We start from the raw sequence: 380 nt of genomic DNA, 5'->3' as shown, positions 1-380 counted from the left end.
TAGGGCTGCCGTTCAAGTCAACATCATTGGTGTGAATGGCAAAGGCTCAGCTTCGGTCGTAATAGATGAAATGAACCTAAAATATACAGGGGGAACATTCTTATCAAGGAAGTGACAACTTCCCTGCGACAAAAAAATACAGAGAAGGATGACCAACAATACTATGGTCATCCTTCTCTGCACTTATTTATATCGAGTCAAAGAGACTATTTATCTGTTATAATTTGAACGTTCACGCCGCATCAAATTTCCATTGGCATCATAAAAATATTTAATTTCAACATTACCCGGCAAATAGACTCGGCTTAATCGTCCATTTGCATCATACTGATACTCATCTTTTTTTATTATTATATCATCTAGGGATAACGCCCCTCCGT

Annotated in this window: 1 protein-coding gene; it reads right to left on the bottom strand. The window is 37.9% G+C overall.

From position 1 onward, the window contains the following. Nucleotides 1-210: 210 nt before the first annotated feature. Nucleotides 211-348 (bottom strand): RHS repeat domain-containing protein, encoded by a 138-nt coding sequence (locus BBG47_RS31350; RefSeq protein WP_368072472.1) that lies wholly within the window; start codon nucleotides 346-348, stop codon nucleotides 211-213. Nucleotides 349-380: the final 32 nt, after the last annotated feature.

The organism is Paenibacillus sp. KS1 (assembly GCF_001680695.1).
In the GTDB taxonomy this organism is placed as follows: domain Bacteria; phylum Bacillota; class Bacilli; order Paenibacillales; family Paenibacillaceae; genus Paenibacillus_B; species Paenibacillus_B suaedae.
This window is presented reverse-complemented; position numbering and strand designations above follow the sequence as displayed.